The sequence below is a fragment of the Candidatus Zixiibacteriota bacterium genome (assembly GCA_036397555.1).
In the GTDB taxonomy this organism is placed as follows: Bacteria; Zixibacteria; MSB-5A5; order WJJR01; family WJJR01; genus DATKYL01.
On sequence record DASWIS010000008.1, the window covers coordinates 340,883 to 356,397 of the forward strand.

Here is a 15,515-nt window from a genome sequence, read left to right on the forward strand (position 1 = left end):
CAGGGGCCGACTCCCGTGTTTGTCTACACACGGCGTTCCGCGATCGGTGATGTCCGCCCCGCCTGGGTCGTCGGCACACGGCTGGTCACCATCGCCGTCACGGTCGCGATGGCGATGCCGTGGCTGTCATCCGATCCGATCGTCCGCACCGTCATCGCAGTCTATCTCTGTGTTTCAGTTCCGGCCATCCTCCTGACATTGACGTCCCAACGCTGGGGACTTCACATACTGTCGCCGGTGTCGATGATCGCGCATCTGCTCTCGGAGCTGACCGCCATCTCCGTCATTGTGCACCAGTCGGGGGGTGTCGCCTCGCCGTCCGTGTCGCTGTACCTGATGACAATCATCTCCGCGGCGCTCAGCTACCGTCTGGCGGGCACGCTCGTTGTTGCAACCGTCGCTGCCGCCGCGTTCGTTACAACCATTTGGACCGGTGCGGGATATCACGCGTCGTCGCTGTGGTCGGTCGGGGGTCTGGGTGCACTCAAGCAGCTTCCCGACGAGGCATTTTTCAGCGTCTTCCTGCGGCTCTGCATCTTCTTCCTCTGCGCATTCGCCGGGGGATATCTGGCGGAACGCCTGTATTACAAGGACGCCGCGCTGGTGCATACCTCCGAAGCGCTGCGCATCGCCAAATGGGAAACCGGAGACATCCTCAAGCACTTGCGCTCAGGCGTGCTGACCGTCGACATTGGCGGACGTGTCGTTTACTTCAATCGCGCGGCTGAGGAGATTCTCGGCGTCTCCGAGAAGAAGGTCCGCGGCCGTCCGATCCAGGAAGTCCTCGGCGAGCAATTTCCCGAGTTCGCCGAACGCCTCGAAAGCGTCGTCCATTCACAGCGAATGGACATTCGCACGGAACTGAAGATTCGCCGTCCCGACGGCCACGAAATGCCGGTTGGGTTATCGACCTCAGTTCTTGGCGGCTTCGCCGGCCAGGCGCGCGGCGTCGTTGCGGTATTTCAGGACCTGACCGAAGCCAAAGAGATCGAGGAGCGCCTGCGCCGTCAAGATCGTCTCGCCGCGATCGGCGAATTGTCCGCCGGGATCGCACACGAAATTCGCAATCCATTGGCGGCGATCTCCGGGTCGGTGGAAGTGCTGCGCGACGCACTCGAGCTGGAAGGGGAAAACAAGCAACTGCTGGATTTGATCGTGCGCGAATCGGGCCGTCTCAACAAGATCGTCCAGGACTTTCTGTTGTATGCGCGGTTGCGTCCGGTCGTTGCCGGACGAGTCGAGGTATCGACCCTGTTAGACGAAGTCGTGCGGATCGCGCGCGGCCACTTCGATCGTCAGGCGACCGGCGCGCCGAGGATCGCCATCGATCTGCCGCGTCAGTCGATCCATCTCGCCGCCGATTCCGACCATCTCAAACAGATTCTGATCAATCTGGTCTTCAACGGAATCGAGTCTTGTGCCGCCAAGCCGAGCGCCGACAACTCCGTGACGATTCGCGTGCGCGTGCTCGGCAAGGACGAGCTGACCTTCATCCCGGATTTGGATTCACCTGACCAGCCCGGCGCAACGGCCCACGAATGGGTCTCGATTGCGGTGATTGATACCGGCACCGGGATTCCAACTGACATTATCGACCGCCTGTATGAGCCGTTTGTCTCGTCGAAGACGACAGGGACCGGCCTCGGGCTGGCGATCGTCAAACGACTGGTCGATCACAATGGCGGGTACATCACGTCCGACAGCGTCCCCGGTCAGGGCGCGCGTTTTGTTCTCTGTCTGAGACGGTGTCCGGTTGATGAGCGTCCCGGCCGTGAGGTTCTCCATCACGGCGCCACAGCCGACCGGACGCCTCAGTCTGATCCGGTCACATCCCGCGACTGACTCTCCGGAGGCGCCGGTGTCGTGTACACCGCCAGCAGGGCCGCGTCGGGCTGGCGTTTTCGGTTGACTCAAGCCGATTTTGGCCTAACATGGCGATTCGGATGACCTTAATGGACACCATGTTGGCGGACAACGCCGCGCCCGTCGCCGATGGGTTGCGCCGATTCGAGGAATTGTTCGCCTCTGAGTTGGGTGGACACTCCGGCCTGATTGCGGACATGTCCCGTCACATTCTCTCCTCTCCCGGAAAGCGAATCCGCCCCACGTTGTATCTGCTCTCTTCGGGAGTCGGTGCCGATCTGTACACCATGCCCGTGCATGCGGCCGTGGCTGTTGAACTCATCCACACCGCGACGTTGCTGCACGATGATGTCAACGACGGTGCCGATGAGCGGCGTGGCCGGCCCTCGGCGGGGCGATTGTGGGGCAATCTGGCGGCTGTGCTCATGGGCGACCATCTGTTCGCCAAGGCATTTCGGCTGATGGTCAAACACTGCGATAAGCCCACGCTCGAGACGATTGCGCTGGCCAGTGAGCGTGTGGCGGTCGGCGAACTGTTGCAGGTGCAGGAGACGCTCAATTTCGACGAGACCGAGGAGATGTACCTGCGCATCATCGGGGACAAGACCGCGTCGCTTTTTTCGGCCGCGTGCGAGGCGGGGGCGCTGTCCAATGGGCATCACCACTTGCGGGAACGGTTCCGTGAGTTCGGCGAACTGATCGGTCTGGGTTTCCAGATTGCCGATGATCTGTTAGACTTCATCGGTGATGAGGCGGTGACCGGGAAGCCCGCTGGAATCGACTTGCAGGCGGGGCAGGTCACCCTGCCGCTGATCGTTGCCTTGCGCAATGCGGACGATGCCGAACGCAGCAGCATGGTTGCGCATCTTTCGCAGCCCGGCGCCAATGGGCACAACGATGTCGTGCAATTCATCGACACCTACGGCGGATTCGAATACGCGCGCCGTCGCGCCGATGGATTCCGCCTCCGCGCCCTGGCGTTGATCGCCGACCTCCACGACAATCCGCATCAGCAGGCGTTGGAGGAATTGGTGAATCATTCGGTGGATCGCCAGGCGTGAGCCCCGGCACCGGACCTAACCGCTCCAATCATCCGGCAAACCCTGCGACTTTGAACGGGCGCGGCTGTCCGGCCAGTGTACAATGACATGATCCGATCCGTCGGGGGCGTCATACCGATGCGACTCCGTCCATGACAGCTCATCCGGCCCTCATCAATCTGACATCCAGCCACTGGATTTGGGCACTGTTGGTGCTCATCGCGGCACTGGTTGCGATCGGTCTGTATTATCGACGCACTCTGCCGCCGCTGCGGATGACGCCCAAGGCCACATTGGCGGCCCTGCGCGTGATCGCGGCGCTGGCCCTGTTTCTCGCGTTGGCCGACGCCTTGTGGTCGGCGGTCTCGACCGATGAACGGTTCGGCGAGATTGTCATACTCCGCGACCGTTCGGCCAGCATGCGACTGACCGACGAGGGTACGACTCCGCGTTTCCTTCGCGCGGATTCTTATATCAATGAGAGAGTCATTCCTCGGGTCGATGAACGGGTCCGCGTCATCGAGTTTGGGTTCGACAGGGTCGCCTTCCCCGCGGATGATCGTCCGGGCGATTCTCTCGGCGCGGCGACCGCCATCGGCGACGTGCTCGCCTCACTGGATGGTCTGATCGGAAGCGTGGGTCGACCGCGTGCCGTACTCGTCCTGTCCGACGGGGCTAACAACCGGGGACAAGACCCAGTGGCGGCCGCATCGAAACTCGGCGTCCCCGTCACGACCATCGGGTTCGGATTACCGGGCCGAGTTCGAGCGCGAATTGAAAAGGTCAGCGCGCCCGAGGTCGCCTTTACCGATCGGCCCTTTTCGGCGGATGCGGAACTCCAAAGCGGCAGTGACTCGGGGCGGGTGTTGGTACGTCTGTCCAGCCACGGACGGACCCTCGAGCAGCGCAATGCCACATTGGCTTCCAGCGGCGCGCGCACGCCGGTCTCGTTTGAATTGACCTTGACGGAGCCGGGCACCCACGATCTGCGGTTCGATGTGATTGGCGAAGATGGTATGCTCCTGCCGACCGCGGGACGCACGGCCATGGTCCAGGTCTTGAAGGGACGGCTGCGTGTCCTGCTGTTGGCGTTCTCACTCGACTGGGAATTCGCCGCGCTCAAACGCATTCTCAGCTCCCATCCACGGGTCGAGTTGACCTCCCATGTCGCCGGCCATCCTGACTGGGACGGGCATCTCCCGGTAGGGGCGCAGTGGGATTCGCTCGATGCCGTTATTTTCGTTCACCCATCGCCGGCGGAGCTGGAGAGTTATTGGACTCCGCATGTTTCGGCCATGTCGGCGTCGGGGCATGGAGCCGTGTTCCTGCTCGATGAACGGTTCGATGCGCTGTCCCGACAGACGTGTCCGATCCCGCTGGAAACGGCACGACTCGGCACTCATCACGTTTGGGGCGAGTTTCGTTCCGAGCCGCTGCCGACGCACTTGAATCACCCGTTGGTGCGGCTCGATCCGAACGGCGATTGGGAGACGACCCACCGCCTGTGGTCGGCCCGGCCTCCCTGGGCCGGGATCGTCGTGTTCGATTCGCTCCCGACCGGCGCCAATGTGCTGGTGCGGACACCGGAGACCGGGGGACTGCCGGTTGTCTGGACGCGGCCGTTGGGGCAGGGTCGTAGTGTCGTGCTGAATGGCGCCCCGACTTGGCGCTGGGCAGCCGAACGCACCGCATCCGGATTGGTTCCAGAAGAGTTCCAGGCATTCTGGCTCAACACGCTCAATTGGATCACCGCCCGTGACGCGGCGGATCGGCTGTCCGTGCGCACGTCCCGTGAAATCGTACATTCCGGCGAGGAAATCGAACTGGAAGCGTCGGTTTTCGATGAGGCCTACCGATTCCTCGATCGCGCGCAGGTCACCGCACGGATCTGGGCGGACAGCGCCGCGCACGACACGATTGATGCCGTGCTGAATCCCGGTATAGGCGACCGTTACGTGGGCACCGTATCTGCGTTGGCGGCGGGATTGTATCACTACGATGGGTCCGCTGTCGTCGATGGGGACACGCTCAAGCTGTCCGGGGGCGTCGTGAGTGTCGAATCGTACGGATTAGAGGAGCAGTATTCGGCGCTTGACCAGCCGATCCTCACTGCAATTGCCCAAGCGTCCGACGGACGCGCTTACAGCGAAGCCGAGCATCCGGTGTTTTTGGATTCTCTTGATTGGACACCGGAAATGAGCACGCGCCGTGTCGAATTCACACTCGGTCAACATTGGTCGCTTCTGGCGATCTTCGCCGCAGCGTTATCTGTTGAATGGTTCGTGCGACGTCGTCGCCAGCTTTTGTAATCCTTCGATGACATCGAGCATCGTCATCCGCGCCGTGCCGGTCGAAGAAACACGGCCATTGCGACGCGCTGTCTTGCGGCCGCAGCAGCATGTCAGCGAGCTTGTGTACCCCGGCGATGACGATCCCCAGACACGCCACTTTGCGGCATTTGCCGGCGATGAGATGGTCGGGATCGCTTCGGTCTATCACCAACCACAGCCGGGAAACGATGATCAATCGGCATGGCGTTTACGCGCGATGGCGACAGTCGATCATGTGCGCGGCGAGGGCATCGGCGGGCGATTGCTCAATGCCTGCATCGAATACGCGATACGCAACGGGGCGAATCTGGTCTGGTGCAATGCGCGCACGTCGGCTATGTGGTTCTATGAGCACTATGGATTCGCCCAGAACGGTGACGAATTCGACATCCCGGGGATCGGGCCGCATTACGTGATGATCAAGTCCCTGTAATTCTCCATCCGAGCCGGACACTTGCAAAAGTCATTGACGCAAGACCACCCGGACCGCTACTTGGCTACCCACCTGCGTCAGACAGTTGGGGGGCGACCAGCAGTCTCACGTTGAAACGGAGCAATCCATTGCCGTCCATAGAGTTATGCCATGCCCGTGAGATCCTCGACTCACGCGGCAATCCCACAGTCGAAGTCGAGATCGGCTTGGATGATGGGTCGTTCGGCCGGGCCGCCGTGCCGTCGGGCGCATCGACCGGCGCCCACGAGGCGCTGGAATTGCGCGATGGCGACAAGAAACGCTACAACGGGCGCGGAGTGCTCAAAGCAGTGTCGGCAGTCAACGATACAATATCACCGGAGTTGCTCGATGGTGAGTTTGAGGCGACTAATCAGGCCGACATCGATTCGTTTCTGATCGAACTGGACGGGACTCCCGACAAATCCAAGCTCGGAGCCAATGCATTACTCGGTGTCTCCCTGGCCGTCGCCAAAGCGGCGGCCGCTGCATCCGGACTGCCGTTGTACGCCTATCTCGGCGGTCCCAACGCGAAAATTCTCCCCGTGCCGTTGATGAATGTGCTCAACGGCGGCAAACACGCCGATAACAATGTCGACTTCCAGGAGTTCATGGTCGTCCCGGTCGGTTTCAGCCGATTCAGCGACGCCTTGCGCGCCGGTGTCGAAGTATTCACGGCCCTCAAAAGCGTGCTCAACAAGCGCGGCCACTCCACTGCGGTCGGCGATGAAGGCGGCTTTGCGCCCGATCTGAAATCGAACGAAGAAGCACTGGCTGTCTTGACCGAAGCGGTCGAACAAACCGGTTACCGACTCGGTGATGAGATCGCATTCGGGCTCGATCCCGCAGCCACCGAGGTCTACGATGACGGTCCCGGCGAGTACAACCTTCAGAGTGAGAATCGCCGTTTGTCGACCGGGACGATGGTGTCGTTCTGGGATGATTGGACCAGGCGTTACCCGATCATTTCACTGGAAGACGGCATGGCCGAGGACGACTGGGATGGCTGGAGGCAATTGACCGACGCGATCGGCGACCGCGTGCAGCTTGTCGGCGATGATTTGTTCGTGACCAATCCGCGACGGCTGCGCCAGGGAGTCGAGTCCGGATGCGCCAACGCGATCCTTATCAAGCTCAACCAGATCGGCACACTCACCGAAACGCTCGACACCATCGACATGGCGCGTCGCGCCGGGTACCGCTGCATGATTTCGCACCGTTCCGGCGAAACCGAAGACACCACCATTGCCGATCTGGCCGTTGCCACCGGCGTGGGACAGATCAAGACCGGATCGCTGTGCCGTTCCGAGCGCGTGGCCAAGTACAACCAATTGCTGCGTATAGAAGAATCGCTGGGCAGCCGCGCATTGTACGCGGGCTGGGGCGCGTTCGCTCAGCGCAGGGGGCAGGAATAATGTGGGGCAAAAGGTCACGCAAGCCGTTGGGGGGTTGGGAGGCAATTCCGCATTTTCGATCCGGTTCGGCCGCCAAGCATAAGAGCGCATCGGATTGGGTACCGAAGATTCCCGCCATGCTCATGGCGATTGTAATAATCTACCTGATCGTATCCGGACAGCTCGGACTGTGGCGATTGGTGTCATTGTGGCACCTGCGCGGTGATTTGCAGGATGAACAGCTCGCGCTGTCATCGCAGGTGGTCGATCTGGACACACGGCGCCGCTTGTTGGAAACGGACACGCTCTATATCGAACAGATCGCCCGCACCGAGTATCATCTGTCCCATCCCGACGAGATCATTTATGATTTGCGTCCGTCCGAGCCGTACCGCTGAACTCCGATGCCCCCTGTCGTCACCGAGGCGATCTGCCTGACGGTGCAGAAGTATTCTGAGACCTCCAAGATCGCCGTCTTGTACACCCAGCGCTGGGGGCGGCTCTCTGTGATTGCCAAGGGCGTCAACCGTCCCAAGTCACAGTTCCTCGGCCATCTCGAAGCGCTGTCCATCGCCGAGTGCGTCATCTATCACAAACCGCGTGAACGGCTGCAACTGCTCGCATCATGCCGTGCCGTTGTCCCATGGCTCGGGCTGACCGCATCGCTGTCGCGCGCCGGACATGCATTCGCGGTCGGCGAGTTTCTCTATCGGCACACGCATGAAGAACCCGACAACCAGGTCTACGGACTCTCCCGCGAGGCACTGATCGCGATGGCATCGTTGCCTGAGTCGCAGTTGGCGCGGCAGTTTTGGGGATTTTTGATTGCCGTGCTCGATGCGATGGGATTTCGTCCCGAACTTGATGGGTGTGAGCGCTGCGGACGGCGCCCCTCGGCCGACCGGCGTGTCGTGTTCGATGCTGTCGCCGGGAAGATCATCTGCCGCGATTGCCGCAAAGAGCGCAACGAGCAGGGGCACGCGCATGTTCTTTCGGCGGCGGCCTGGGCCGAGTTGCGGCAACGCCAGGCACAGCCGATATTGACCGGCGATGAGCCGCCGCTGAGCAACGGCACACTCGATGAAGCGGCAACGGCATTGGAGGATTTTGCCCGTTATCATCTGGGCGGCGGACCATTGCGCTCGCTGGAATTGGCGCGGCGGGGGAGTTCGTAGGAGTGTGGACGATCACAAGGATCGCCCCTACACCAACAATCCGACACAGTCGTAGGGGCGAAGCTTGTCTTCGCCCGATCGGACGAGGTCCGAAAAGTATCCTGACACCTCACGGAGGCAGCGTGGCCAAGGCAGCAACCGATCAGACCATGGACAAGCTCGTGTCGCTCTGCAAACGGCGCGGGTTTGTGTTCCAATCATCCGAAATCTACGGCGGGCTCAACTCGTGCTGGGACTTCGGGCCGTTGGGTGTCGAGCTCAAACGCAACATCAAGGATCACTGGTGGCAGACCATGACACACCGTCGCGACGACATCGACGGCATCGATGCCGCCATTCTCATGCACCCGCGTGTCTGGGAGGCGTCGGGGCATGTCGCCGGATTCACCGATCCGTTGGTCGATTGCAAGGAGTGCAAAGCGCGCTTTCGCATGGACCAGCTCGAGGAGTCCGATTGCGGCAGCCCGGCATACAAGGGACGCAAAGCGGTCAAGTGCCACGCCGAGGGCAAGTTCACCGAGCCGAGGCAGTTCAATTTGATGTTCAAGACGTTCATGGGACCGGTCGAGGATGAAGCCGCGATTGTCTACATGCGTCCGGAGACCGCGCAGGGGATTTATGTCAACTATCTGAACGTCGCCGGGCCGATGCGTCGCAAGCTCCCGTTCGGCATCGCGCAGATCGGCAAGGCATTCCGCAACGAAATCTCACCGGGCAACTTCATCTTCCGTTCGCGGGAGTTCGAGCAGATGGAGATGCAATACTTTGTCGACCCCAAGGAAGATCAGAAGTGGTTCGAATACTGGAAAGAGCTGCGGCATGCATGGTACCTCGACCTGGGCATCCGCAAAGAGAAAATGCGGTTCCACCAGCATGGTCCCGGCGAATTGGCGCACTATGCCAAGGACGCCTACGACATCGAATATGAATTCCCCTTCGGCTGGAAGGAATTCGAGGGCATTCACAACCGCACCGACTTCGACCTGACCCGCCACAAGGAGTACTCCGGCGTCGATCTGTCGTTCTTCGATGAAGAGACCAAGGCGCGCTTTGTTCCCTACATCATCGAGACCTCGGCAGGCGCCGACCGTTCGACACTGGTCTGCTTGGTCGATGGCTATCGCGAGGAAGAAGTGAAGGGCGAGATGCGTACCGTCATCCGTCTTGATCCACGCATTGCGCCGTTCAAGGTGGCAATCTTCCCCTTGGTCAACCGCGAGGGAATGCCGGAAATCGCGCACAATATCGAAGCCGATCTGCGCAAGCACTTCAAAGTCTTCTATGACGACAAAGGCGCGGTCGGCCGCCGTTACCGCCGTCAGGATGAAATCGGCACGCCCTTCTGCGTCACGGTCGACTCGCAAACCCTCGCAGACCAGACCGTCACCATCCGCCACCGCGACTCGATGGAACAGGAGCGGATCGGAATGGGCCGGCTGGGGGAGTGGGTGGGGGAGCGGGTTGTGAAGATATGCTGGATGTCCTGAATCGATGCGCGAGGGGGTTGAGCATAACAATGGCGTTGCCGTTGCATGATCCCAATGGCTACTTGAAGTCATGATGCCGCCACACGAGCAATGGCTCGTCCAGGCCCGCTACGATCTCGAGACGGCGCACGCAATGCTGGATAGCGGCCGATATCTCTATGTGTTGTTCTGTTGCCAGCAGGCGGTCGAGAAATCGCTGAAGGCGGCCATTGCGAAACGTACGAGCGAATTTCCCCCGCGACTGCACAGCCTGCTCCGTCTTGCCGAGGTCAGCGGGCTGGTCATGGCAGAGGCGCAATTGGAGTTTCTCGGCATGCTCTCCAGCTACTATACCCAGACCCGTTACCCGGAAGAGGCGGAGACCGATCTCGTGACGCAGGAGTTGTCCCGCGAGGTGCTCCGCAAGACAAGGGAGACCGTCCTGTGGCTCGAATCAGTGATGTGACGCTCGATCGCGCGCGGCAGACCGTGTCACTGGTAGCTCGCCACACGCCCGTCCGGGCGGCCTACCTCTTCGGCTCGCACGCGGATGGCACAGCCAACGAGCACAGCGACATCGACATTGCCGCATTCGTTGATGGCTTGAATCGTTTGGACATGCGCAGCCGGGCTCGCATGACGGTCGATGCTCAAATGCAGGTCGGAAGCGATGTCGAGCTACACTTGTTCCCCGCCGACTCCCTGATCGATCCGCCACAGGCCAGCTTCGCCGCCTACATCAAAAAGCATGGAGTTCGCGTCGACGTGTAGACCGCCACCGCGACTCGATGGAACAGGAACGGATTGGAATGGATCGGTTGGGGGAGTGGGTGGACGTCGCTCTCACGGGCACGTGACATTTTGTCCAGTCGAGTCTGTCAGCCCTCGCGTATGGGCTCTTGCTCGACAGTCTTGCCTTTACCGCATCGCCCCAACGTGAGGCGTAATTGTTCACTCTCATGCAGCAGGTACATTCTCTTTATGTAGACGGGGTTATCCGGACGTTCATTCGTTACGGATACATGCTCGATTGCGTGGAGAACATCATATCCATCCTTGAGGTGCCCGAAAACCGTGTACCTGCCGTCCAATGCTGGCAAGCGACTCAGGCAAATGAAGAACTGGGAACCAGCTGAATTCGGGTCTTGCGCACGAGCCATTGATAGTGTGCCCTCGATGTGCGGTCGATTTGAGGTCTCGAGTGGAAGTGTGTAACTCGGACCTCCAGTTCCATTACCGTTGGGATCGCCGCCCTGAATCACAAATCCTGGTACGACGCGGTGAATCGTCAGCGAATCATAAAAACCAGATTCGGTGAGGTAGATGAAGCTCTGGCAGTGTATGTAGGCGACATCGGGCCATAGTTCAAACACCATAGTACCGAAGTCAGTTTCGATCGCCACATATGGAGTATCCGAAGCATCAATTGCGACGCATTCGTAGGGAGATTCTTCTGGTGCAGTGCATTTGGCGGTCGGAATGTCACGAGAGACCACGCACGATGCGAGGATGGGGCACGCGAGCATCAGGATTGTGGAGATCCGAAACAATACGCATCCGCCCCCGCGTGGCTTGTACCTTGGTCCGAGTTTCATAGGATCACTGTCACCTCCACAACCCTCGCCCTGCCCTCTCCCTTAGAACGAGAGAGCGTCACAGACTACTCACACTGCCTGCGGGATTGGTTTTCACTCCGCGTTCAACTGCCACGACACGCCGAATCGGTCTGCGAGCCAGCCGAACTTCTTGCTGAATGGGTATTTGTCCAGCGGCATGAACACCTGCCCGCCATCGGCGAGCGCATTGAAATAGCGATCAATCTTCTCCTCATCCGCGCACGACACGTAAAGGGAGATTGCCGGAGTAAATGTGAAGTCGTGCTTCGCTGGGCTGTCGATGCACATGAAGTCCCGGCCATTAAGCGAGAACACCGCCTGATAGACTGTGCCTTCTCTCCCCATCTCTCCGGGGCCGTAGCGCTTGATACTGACGATCTTCGAGTTCTCGAACAGGCCGACATAGAAGTCTATGGCTTCTTCAGCTTGTCCGCTGAACATGAGAAAGGTTGTGATCGTCGGTCCGCTGTCCACTGTCGGTTCTCCATTCGGGATCAGATCGCTGAATACTCGAATCTTCTTCCGAACACTTTTTGATAGATCTCCTGCATGCCACGGATCATCTCCGCCCGGACCACGGAGATGACTGCCATTCGCTGTTCGAACTCGCCCTCGTCTGTCGGGGGCATGTTGTCGCTGAATGAAACCTTGATAGCGTTCAGATTGAGCAGTGTCATGTCATACAAGCTCGGGAACGGCTGGAAACTGTCCACGCGCGCGGCCAAACCCGCGCTGGGCGCGAATTCCGGCAGGCCGTCGCCAGCCGCTTGCTCCATGTGATAGGCAGCAACTTCATCGACCATTGCGATCAGAATGGCGCAATACTCTGTCGTCAGAATCTCAATCTCCGCAACCTGTTCAGCGGGGTATCCTTTCAGGCGATCGGCCAGAAACGTGATCGCCTCGCGATTGAGCCGTTGCATGGCGGTATCGGGATCGACCGATGAGTTCATGACCGTGGCAATCAGCGTGACATCTTCGTCGAATCGTGCGTTCCAGTCATCCACGGCGGGGTCGGCGTGCCACCAGAACTCCAATGCCCTGTACCACGCGACCGGTGGAATGATCACCGCGTACATCCTGTCACCTTCGTTGTGAGCGCCGAACGAGTGAACGAGTCCCACGATCTCCAGATAGGCAAATAGCACAAGCCAGAGGATCCTGACGGGCCGTACCGGGTTTCCGAATTTCATATCGATTCCGCGCGCCGCTGCAATCACTATACCGTCGGCCCACGTGCAGCACAAGCACCGAGGCGAGCTTGGCAGAGGATCGATCGCCTCAAAACCGCTTGCGTCACTCTGTCTGTTCTCGCTCCGTTGAGGAAACAGGGAGACTCTGCGATGACGCTGCGATCTGTCTTTTCACCGGAGGGGCTCAAGCCGGTCGGACCGTATAGCCCGGTATTGGTCGATGACGAGCGCCGGCTCGCTTTTGCCTCAGGATTCGTCGGGATCGATCCCCAGACCGGCAAGATGGTCACCGGGGAGATTGCCGAGCAGACTGTGCAAACGCTCAAGAATATGAAGGCCACCCTCGATGAAGCGGGATCGGGCATGGACCGTGTGGTCAAGACGACAGTCTTCCTGATCGACTTGTCCGATTTTGCCGCCATGAACGAGGCCTACGCGAAGTTCTTTCCCGGCATCAAGCCCGCTCGCTCGACGATTCAGGTTTCGCGATTGCCGCTGGATGCCCTTGTCGAGATCGAGGCGATTGCCGTGTTATGACACCCGAACCACTGCTCTGACCGGGCACGGGTGTTCGGGCCACTCCGCCATTTGTCGTAGCGCATCTGGTGCACAGCCCTTGAGGCGTGTTGTAAAACCCATTGGAACCCGCTCAATCGAGTTTCATGGAAATAATCATTCGGGTCTTTCCGAGCCCTTCGGGCGAGGAATCTCCAACGCGTAGTCGGCGGCCACTCGCGCATCGAGACCCCTCGCCCGAAGGGCTCGGGGTGACATCAAATTGGGCTTTTTCAACACGCCCCTTGAGGGCTGCCCACGGGCCTGAGGGGCCGTGGCACCAAGCCACCGGACATTCGCCTTGAATGGGTCAATCGACCCCGGTTAATTCGCACCATCGCTCACCGGGAAGCCAGATGATCGACCTCTCACTCACTGAAAACCATAAGGCCGTTCAGTCGCTGGTACGCGAGTTCTGTGCGCGCGAAATCGCGCCGGTGATCGGTGATCACGACCGTACGGCAACTGCCATCCCCGATTTAATTCCGAAAATGGCGAAAGCCGACATTCTCGGAGCGTGTATCCCGACAGAATACGGTGGCTCCGGGATGGACTATGTCGCCTTCGGTTTGGCGTGCGAGGAGGCGGAGTATGTCGATACGTCGGCGCGGGTCATCTTATCGGTTCACATCGGGCTGGTGTCATTGCCGATTCTGACTTGGGGTACCAATGAACAAAAGAAGCGCCTTCTGCCCGAACTGGTCGCAGCCAGGCGCATCGGAGCGTTCGGGCTGACCGAGCCGAATGCCGGCTCGGACGTTGTCGGCATCCGAGCCACTGCCGATCGCGAGGGCGGCGGGTACCGTCTGAACGGCGAGAAGATGTGGATTTCGTTGGCCGACCTGGCCGATACGTTTCTCGTCTTTGCCTGGACCGACCGCATCAGAATGGAAAAGCGAGATCACTCCGGAATATCGGCGTTCATCGTCGAGCGGTCGATGCCCGGCGTCTCGACCGGGACGATCAAGGGAAAGCTCGGGATCCGCGCCGGCAACACCGGTTCGATTGTGCTGCAGAATGTCTTCGTTCCGAATGAAAATATTCTCGGTGACGTCGGTGAAGGATTCAAGATCGCGATGTTCTGCCTCGATCAGGGACGGTTCACCGTCGCCGCCGGATGCGCCGGGCTGACGCGCGCCTGTCTCGATGCCTGCCTGAAGTATTGCGGGTCGCGCAGGACGTTCGGACGCGCCATCGGCGAGCACCAGTTGGTCAAGGAGATGTTGGCGCGGATGGTCGCCGGTTGGGAAGTGTCGCGTCTGCTGTGGCTGCGCGCGGCATGGCTGAAGAACGCCGGCCAGCCGAACACGCGCGAGACTTCACTGGCGAAGTGGATCGCCGCCGAGATAGCCGAACGGGCGGCCGCCGATGCCGTGCAGGTGCACGGCGCCTATGGGTACTCCGATGAATACCCCGTCGAACGATTCTTCCGCAACGCCAGGGGATCGTCGATCTACGAAGGCACGCGCGAGATGCACATTCTGATCCAGGCCGACTATGTGCTCGGGCTGCGTCGCGACCACCCGTTGCGCGCCCGATTGCCGGAGGTGGCATCGTGAATCTCGGCGCCCTCCTTCGCGCGATGCGCGTCAGTCAGTGGGTGAAAAACGTTGTCGTGTTTGCCGGGCTGGTGTTTTCGCAGAGCTACGGCAACGCACATGAGATTATGATTTCGCTCGCCGCATTCGCCGTGTTTTGCGCGCTGTCATCGGCGGTCTATCTCTTCAATGACATACGCGACCGCGAAAGTGACCGACATCATCCCCATAAGAAGACGCGCCCCATCGCCTCCGGCACGCTCTCAGTCGGTGCGGCGCTGACGGCGGCGCTTGTCCTCGGAGCAGGTGGGCTGGTCGGAGCGTGGGCGATCCGTCCCCCGTTCTTCGTCGTGACGCTCTTCTATGTCGGGCTGAATGCGGCGTATTCGGTCGTGCTCAAGCGCGTCGCAATCATCGATGTGATGATCGTCGCGATGGGTTTCGTGCTGCGGGCCATCGGCGGCGCGGAGGCCATCGATGTCGCCATCTCGGCATGGCTGATCGTCTGCACGACCTTCCTGGCGCTTTTTCTGGGACTGGGCAAGCGACGCTGGGAGTTGGTGGCGTTGGGTGATCAAGCGGCGGGTCATCGTGCCGTATTGGCTCGTTATTCACCGCACCTGCTCGATCAGTTTATAGGTGTAACGACAGCGTCGACGATCGTCTCATACGCACTGTACACGCTGGCGCCGGAGACACAGGCGAAGTTCGGGACGATTGGCCTGATCTGGACTTTGCCGTTCGTGCTCTTCGGAGTGTTCCGTTACTTGTATCTGATCCACAGCGAGGAGGTCGGCGGCAATCCGACGGCGGCTCTGCTGAATGATCCGCCGCTACTGGTCAATTCGGTCCTGTGGCTGGCCGCGGTCGTGTGGATCATCAGTTGATCCGCGA

General features: G+C 60.1%; 16 protein-coding genes. 13 read left to right on the top strand and 3 right to left on the bottom strand.

From position 1 onward, the window contains the following. Positions 1 to 15: 15 nt before the first annotated feature. The 10 genes from VGB22_02975 to VGB22_03020 all read left to right on the top strand — a co-directional run bounded on the left by VGB22_02975 (position 16) and on the right by VGB22_03020 (position 10,490). On the top strand, positions 16 to 1,842 hold the full coding sequence (locus VGB22_02975) for an ATP-binding protein (GenBank protein HEX9750242.1): 1,827 nt from the start codon (positions 16 to 18) through the stop codon (positions 1,840 to 1,842). A 110-nt stretch (positions 1,843 to 1,952) separates the two neighbouring features. Further along, positions 1,953 to 2,924, top strand: a complete 972-nt coding sequence (locus VGB22_02980) for a polyprenyl synthetase family protein (protein ID HEX9750243.1) — start codon at positions 1,953 to 1,955, stop codon at positions 2,922 to 2,924. Between the two features lie 131 nt (positions 2,925 to 3,055). Beyond that, the gene (locus tag VGB22_02985; protein HEX9750244.1) at positions 3,056 to 5,212 is read left to right on the top strand and encodes a hypothetical protein; all 2,157 of its coding nucleotides are present in this window, start codon (positions 3,056 to 3,058) and stop codon (positions 5,210 to 5,212) included. Between the two features lie 7 nt (positions 5,213 to 5,219). Next, a complete protein-coding gene (locus VGB22_02990) occupies positions 5,220 to 5,666 on the top strand; it encodes a GNAT family N-acetyltransferase (protein HEX9750245.1) in 447 nt (148 codons plus the stop codon). A gap of 128 nt (positions 5,667 to 5,794) precedes the next feature. After that, positions 5,795 to 7,099, top strand: a complete 1,305-nt coding sequence (eno, locus tag VGB22_02995) for a phosphopyruvate hydratase (protein ID HEX9750246.1) — start codon at positions 5,795 to 5,797, stop codon at positions 7,097 to 7,099. Then, the gene (locus VGB22_03000; protein HEX9750247.1) at positions 7,099 to 7,476 is read left to right on the top strand and encodes a septum formation initiator family protein; all 378 of its coding nucleotides are present in this window, start codon (positions 7,099 to 7,101) and stop codon (positions 7,474 to 7,476) included. Before eno ends, VGB22_03000 begins: the two co-directional genes overlap by 1 nt. Before the next feature lie 6 nt (positions 7,477 to 7,482). Next, on the top strand, positions 7,483 to 8,253 hold the full coding sequence (gene recO, locus VGB22_03005; protein ID HEX9750248.1) for a DNA repair protein RecO: 771 nt from the start codon (positions 7,483 to 7,485) through the stop codon (positions 8,251 to 8,253). A gap of 149 nt (positions 8,254 to 8,402) precedes the next feature. After that, positions 8,403 to 9,740 carry a glycine--tRNA ligase gene (locus VGB22_03010; protein ID HEX9750249.1) on the top strand — a complete coding sequence of 446 codons (1,338 nt, stop codon included), beginning with the start codon at positions 8,403 to 8,405 and terminating at the stop codon, positions 9,738 to 9,740. A 70-nt stretch (positions 9,741 to 9,810) separates the two neighbouring features. Further along, a complete protein-coding gene (locus VGB22_03015) occupies positions 9,811 to 10,185 on the top strand; it encodes a HEPN domain-containing protein (GenBank protein ID HEX9750250.1) in 375 nt (124 codons plus the stop codon). Continuing rightward, positions 10,164 to 10,490: a nucleotidyltransferase domain-containing protein gene (locus VGB22_03020; protein HEX9750251.1), complete on the top strand. Its 327-nt coding sequence runs from the start codon at positions 10,164 to 10,166 to the stop codon at positions 10,488 to 10,490. The genes VGB22_03015 and VGB22_03020 overlap by 22 nt, the downstream gene beginning before the upstream one ends. A 107-nt stretch (positions 10,491 to 10,597) precedes the next feature. Here VGB22_03020 and VGB22_03025 read toward each other — a convergent pair whose 3' ends face one another. The 3 genes from VGB22_03025 to VGB22_03035 all read right to left on the bottom strand — a co-directional run bounded on the left by VGB22_03025 (position 10,598) and on the right by VGB22_03035 (position 12,528). Next, the gene (locus tag VGB22_03025) at positions 10,598 to 11,122 is read right to left on the bottom strand and encodes a peptidylprolyl isomerase (GenBank protein ID HEX9750252.1); all 525 of its coding nucleotides are present in this window, start codon (positions 11,120 to 11,122) and stop codon (positions 10,598 to 10,600) included. 285 nt (positions 11,123 to 11,407) lie between these two features. Then, entirely contained in the window at positions 11,408 to 11,809 is a 402-nt protein-coding gene (locus VGB22_03030) for a VOC family protein (GenBank protein ID HEX9750253.1), read from the bottom strand. Between the two features lie 20 nt (positions 11,810 to 11,829). After that, a complete protein-coding gene (locus VGB22_03035; protein HEX9750254.1) occupies positions 11,830 to 12,528 on the bottom strand; it encodes a hypothetical protein in 699 nt (232 codons plus the stop codon). A 150-nt stretch (positions 12,529 to 12,678) separates the two neighbouring features. On the opposite strand from VGB22_03035, the gene VGB22_03040 reads away from it, so the two are divergent. The 3 genes from VGB22_03040 (at position 12,679) to VGB22_03050 (ending at position 15,508) form a co-directional block, all read left to right on the top strand. After that, on the top strand, positions 12,679 to 13,065 hold the full coding sequence (locus VGB22_03040) for a Rid family detoxifying hydrolase (GenBank protein HEX9750255.1): 387 nt from the start codon (positions 12,679 to 12,681) through the stop codon (positions 13,063 to 13,065). A gap of 377 nt (positions 13,066 to 13,442) precedes the next feature. Beyond that, positions 13,443 to 14,642: an acyl-CoA dehydrogenase family protein gene (locus VGB22_03045; protein HEX9750256.1), complete on the top strand. Its 1,200-nt coding sequence runs from the start codon at positions 13,443 to 13,445 to the stop codon at positions 14,640 to 14,642. Beyond that, a complete protein-coding gene (locus tag VGB22_03050; GenBank protein ID HEX9750257.1) occupies positions 14,639 to 15,508 on the top strand; it encodes a decaprenyl-phosphate phosphoribosyltransferase in 870 nt (289 codons plus the stop codon). The genes VGB22_03045 and VGB22_03050 overlap by 4 nt, the downstream gene beginning before the upstream one ends. Positions 15,509 to 15,515 lie beyond the last annotated feature (7 nt).

Excerpts from the sequence above, each read along its gene's own strand:
- VGB22_03000 (HEX9750247.1), top strand. The coding sequence starts at position 7,099 with ATGTGGGGCAAAAGGTCACGCAAGCCGTTGGGGGGTTGGGAGGCAATT.
- VGB22_02985 (HEX9750244.1), top strand. The coding sequence starts at position 3,056 with ATGACAGCTCATCCGGCCCTCATCAATCTGACATCCAGCCACTGGATT.
- recO (HEX9750248.1), top strand. The coding sequence starts at position 7,483 with ATGCCCCCTGTCGTCACCGAGGCGATCTGCCTGACGGTGCAGAAGTAT.
- VGB22_02990 (HEX9750245.1), top strand. The coding sequence starts at position 5,220 with ATGACATCGAGCATCGTCATCCGCGCCGTGCCGGTCGAAGAAACACGG.
- VGB22_03015 (HEX9750250.1), top strand. The coding sequence starts at position 9,811 with ATGATGCCGCCACACGAGCAATGGCTCGTCCAGGCCCGCTACGATCTC.
- VGB22_02980 (HEX9750243.1), top strand. The coding sequence starts at position 1,953 with ATGGACACCATGTTGGCGGACAACGCCGCGCCCGTCGCCGATGGGTTG.
- VGB22_03010 (HEX9750249.1), top strand. The coding sequence starts at position 8,403 with ATGGACAAGCTCGTGTCGCTCTGCAAACGGCGCGGGTTTGTGTTCCAA.
- VGB22_03035 (HEX9750254.1), bottom strand. The coding sequence starts at position 12,528 with ATGAAATTCGGAAACCCGGTACGGCCCGTCAGGATCCTCTGGCTTGTG.
- VGB22_03040 (HEX9750255.1), top strand. The coding sequence starts at position 12,679 with ATGACGCTGCGATCTGTCTTTTCACCGGAGGGGCTCAAGCCGGTCGGA.